The organism is Limimaricola litoreus, assembly GCF_024159025.1.
GTDB classification, from domain to species: domain Bacteria; phylum Pseudomonadota; class Alphaproteobacteria; order Rhodobacterales; family Rhodobacteraceae; genus Limimaricola; species Limimaricola litoreus.
Genome location: NZ_JAMYXC010000050.1, coordinates 1 through 4464, shown reverse-complemented (window position 1 = coordinate 4464; position 4464 = coordinate 1). Strand labels below are relative to the sequence as shown.

Annotated in this window: 2 protein-coding genes; one reads left to right on the top strand and one right to left on the bottom strand. The window is 67.3% G+C overall.

The window, feature by feature from the left end:
* Positions 1–522 (bottom strand): 2Fe-2S iron-sulfur cluster-binding protein (locus tag NHG85_RS04300; protein WP_253330145.1); only part of this gene is annotated, 522 nt, incomplete at its 3' end.
* 283 nt (positions 523–805) lie between these two features.
* Here NHG85_RS04300 and dnaE point away from each other — a divergent pair.
* Complete coding sequence (gene dnaE, locus NHG85_RS04295; protein ID WP_253330143.1) at positions 806–4315, top strand: DNA polymerase III subunit alpha; 3510 nt, start codon at positions 806–808, stop codon at positions 4313–4315.
* Positions 4316–4464 lie beyond the last annotated feature (149 nt).

The window sequence follows — 4464 nt, the reverse complement described above, 5'->3', positions numbered from 1 at the left end:
CGTGGCCTCGGCGGACAGCGCCGCGAGCTTCTCGCGGTCGCTCTCGATCCATGCGGGCAGGGGCGCGCCCTCGGCGGCCTGCGCCGCGCGGATGATCGGCGCGTAGCCGGTGCAGCGGCACAGGTTGCCCGCGAGCTGGTCGTCATGGTCGGTGCGGCCCTGCGCATGGGCGGCGGCCATCGCCATCACGAAGCCCGGCGTGCAGAAGCCGCACTGGCTGCCGTGATGGTCGACCATCGCCTGCTGCACCGGGTGCAGCGCGCCGCCCTCGGCCAGCCCCTCGACGGTGCGCACGGCGCGGCCCTGAAGCTGCGGCAGGAAGAGAATGCAGGCGTTCAACGCGCGCAAGCCCCCCTCGGGGTCGGTGACGATCACCGTACAGGCGCCGCAATCGCCCTCGTTGCAGCCCTCCTTGGTGCCGGTCAGCCCCTTTTGCTCACGCAGGTAATCGAGCAGGCTGCGCGTCGGCGCTCCGCCTGCGCGCACCGTCTCCCCGTTGAGAAGAAACGCGATCTCGGTCATCATGATAGATCCGCCGCCTTACCATGTGCCTTGGGGCAATCGCTCCCGGTCGATGCGGCGTAGACCGGGACACCCTCATGTCACCAATCATGAAACCCGATGCGGGGCGCGCTTGGCAAGTCTCTCGTGTCTGTCGTTGCGGAACGCGAGCGGGCGGCTTCGCGTTCGCCCCGCCTTCGGAGGGGAGGCCGGAGTGGATCGCCGATCACAACTTGCCCATTGACCGGGGGGCAGGACGCGCCCGCGCTTCCCGCGCCCGCCACACCGGGATAGAACCTCCCCCATGGCCAATCCCCGATTCATCCACCTGCGCGTCCACACCGAGCATTCCCTGCTCGAAGGCGCGATCCCCGTGAAGAAGCTGCCGGGTCTCGCCGCCAAGGCCGAGATGCCGGCGGTGGCGATCACCGACACCAACAACATGTTCGCCGCGCTGGAGTTTTCCGAGACGGCGGCGAAATCGGGGGTGCAGCCGATCGTCGGTTGCCAGGTCGACCTGTGCTACGTGGCCCCAGAGCCGGGCAAGAGGCCCGAGCCGCCCGCGCCGATCGTGCTGCTGGCGCAGACCGAGGCGGGCTACATGAACCTCATGAAGCTGAACTCCTGCCTCTATCTCAAGAGCGACGGGCAGCTCCCGCAGGTCTCGATCGAGGAGATCGAGGCGCTCTCGGGCGGGCTGATCTGCCTCACGGGTGGCCCCGACGGCCCCGTCGGGCGGCTTTTGCGGCAGGGCCAGCGGCCCAAGGCCGAGGCGCTGATGCAGCGGCTCAAGTCGGCCTTTCCGGACCGGCTCTATGTCGAGCTGCAGCGCCACCCGGGCGAGGACGGTCTGCCCGGGGCCGAACGGCTTTCCGAGCGTGGCCATGTCGAGATGGCCTATGCGATGGATCTGCCGCTGGTCGCGACCAACGACGTCTATTTCCCCAAGCCCGAGATCTACGAGGCGCATGATGCGCTGATCTGCATCGCGCAAGGCGCCTATGTCGACCAGCAGGAGCCGCGCCGCCGCCTGACCTCACAGCATTATTTCAAAAGCCCACAGGAGATGGCGACGCTGTTTGCCGATCTGCCCGAGGCGCTGGAGAACACGGTCGAGATCGCGCGCCGCTGCGCCTTCAAGACCTACAAGCGCGCGCCGATCCTGCCGAAATTCGCCGATGACGAGGTGGTCGAACTGCGCCGTCAGGCGCAGGAGGGGCTGAAGGCCCGGCTCGCCGTGATCCCGCATGCGGTGAGCGTCGAGGAGTACGAGGCGCGGCTCGAATTCGAACTCGGCATCATCGAGGGCATGGGCTTTCCCGGCTACTTCCTGATCGTGGCCGACTTCATCAAATGGTCCAAGGAGCACGACATCCCCGTCGGGCCGGGCCGTGGTTCTGGCGCGGGCTCCCTGGTCGCTTACGCGCTGACCATCACCGACCTCGATCCGCTGCGCTATTCCCTGCTGTTCGAGCGGTTTCTCAACCCCGAGCGGGTCTCCATGCCCGACTTCGACATCGACTTCTGCATGGATCGCCGCGAGGAGGTGATCCGCTACGTGCAGGAGAAATACGGCCGCGAGAAGGTGGGGCAGATCATCACCTTCGGTGCGCTCTTGTCCAAGGCCGCCGTGCGCGACGTGGGCCGGGTGCTGCAGATGCCTTACGGCCAGGTCGACCGATTGTCGAAGATGATCCCCGTGGAGGGGGTGAAGCCCGTCTCTATCGAAAAGGCGCTCGCCGACGAGCCACGGTTGCGCGAGGAGGCCAAGAACGAGGAGGTGGTGAACCGCCTTCTCACCTATGCCCAGCAGGTCGAGGGGCTCTACCGCAACGCCTCGACCCACGCGGCGGGCGTCGTGATCGGCGACCGGCCGCTCGATGCGCTTGTGCCGCTCTACCGCGATCCGCGCTCGGACATGCCGGCGACCCAGTTCAACATGAAATGGGTCGAGCAGGCGGGGCTGGTGAAGTTCGACTTCCTCGGCCTGAAGACGCTGACCGTCATCCAGAACGCGATGGACCTGATCCTGAAATCGGGTCGCCCGTTGCACGTGGCCGAGGACGGGACCGAGCTCTACCAGCCCCCCGAGGGCGGCGAGAACCAGATCAACCTGATCCCGCTCGACGACGCCAAGACCTATGAGCTCTATTCGCGCGCCAAGACGGTCGCGGTGTTCCAGGTGGAATCCTCGGGCATGATGGATGCGCTCAAGCGCATGAGGCCCACCTGCATCGAGGACATCGTGGCGCTGGTGGCGCTCTACCGGCCGGGCCCGATGGAAAACATCCCCGTCTATTGCGAGGTCAAGAACGGCCTGCGCGAGATCACCTCGATCCATCCCAGCATCGACTACATCCTCGCCGAGACGCAGGGCATCATCGTCTACCAGGAACAGGTGATGCAGATCGCGCAGGTCATGGCGGGCTACAGCCTCGGCGGCGCCGACCTGCTGCGCCGCGCCATGGGCAAGAAGATCGCCGAGGAGATGGCCAAGGAGCGCCCCAAGTTCGTCGAAGGGGCGATGGCGAACGGGGTCGACAAGAAGAAGGCGATGGAGGTCTTCGACCTTCTGGAGAAGTTCGCCAACTACGGCTTCAACAAGTCCCACGCCGCCGCCTATGCGGTGGTGAGCTACCAGACGGCCTGGCTCAAGGCGAACCACCCGGTGGAGTTCATGGCCGGTGTCATGAACTGCGACATCCACCTGACCGACAAGCTCGGCGTCTATTTCCAGGAGGTCCGCAAGGGGCTGTCGCTCGACTGGACGCCGCCTTGCGTGAACCGCTCTCAGGCCAGCTTTGACGTGCAGGACGGCAAGCTCGTCTACGCGCTGGGCGCGCTGAAGAACGTCGGGCTCGAGGCGATGAAGCTGATCGTCGAGGGGCGTGGCAAAAGACAATTCACCACACTTTATGACCTCGCACGTCGCGTCGAACTCAAGAAAGTGGGCAAACGGCCGCTGGAGATGCTGGCCCGGGCCGGGGCCTTCGACGCGCTCGACCGCAACCGGCGCCGGGTCTTCTCGGGGCTCGACGCGCTGGTGGCCTACTCGGCGGCGATCCATGAGCAGAAGGCTTCCGCGCAGGTCTCGCTCTTCGGCGAGGCGGGGGAGGACCTGCCGGAGCCGCGCATGCCGAACGTGACCGACTGGCTGCCCGCCGAGCGGCTGGCCGAGGAGTTCAAGGCCGTGGGCTTCTACCTTTCGGGCCATCCTCTCGACGACTACCTAGCGCCGCTCAAGCGCAAGGGGGTGATGACGCTCGACGAGGTGACCGAGCAGGCGGGCGCGCGCGGCGCCTTCGTCGGCAAGATGGCGGGCACGGTGGCCGGTCGGCAGGAGCGCAAGTCCGCGCGCGGCAACCGCTTCGCCTTCGTGCAGCTGTCGGACCCTACGGGGCAGTTCGAGGTGACGATGTTCTCCGACACGCTGGAGGCGGCGCGCGAGCATCTGGAGACCGGCAGCCAGGTGGTGGTGCAGGTCGAGGCGACGATGGAGAGCGACCAGCTGAAGCTTCTGGGTCGTTCGGTCGCGCCGATCGAGGGGGTGGTCGCGGATGCGGGCGGCTCGGGCCTGCGGGTGTTCCTCGAACAGCCCGACGCGATCACCATGCTGGCGGGTGTCCTGGAACGCGCCGGGCGGGAGGTGCCCAAAGGCCAGCGCATCGCGCGCGGGCCGATCAGCATCTGCCTGATGGGCGAGGGGCTGCCCGGCGAGGTCGAGATCGACTGCGGCGCCGACTGGCCGGTGACGCCGCAGATCAAGGGCGCGCTCAGGTCGCTTCCCGGCGTGATCGAGGTCGAGGAGGTCTGAGCGCCGCTGCCCGCGCGATGGACGCGGGCGCGCGGCGTGCTAGAACCTCGCCATGTTGCAACCGGAGACCGCCCATGCGCCCCACGCGTCTCGCGCCCGTCACCTGCGCCCTGACCCTTCTCGCCGCCTGCGCGGCCGGGCCCGGCGGG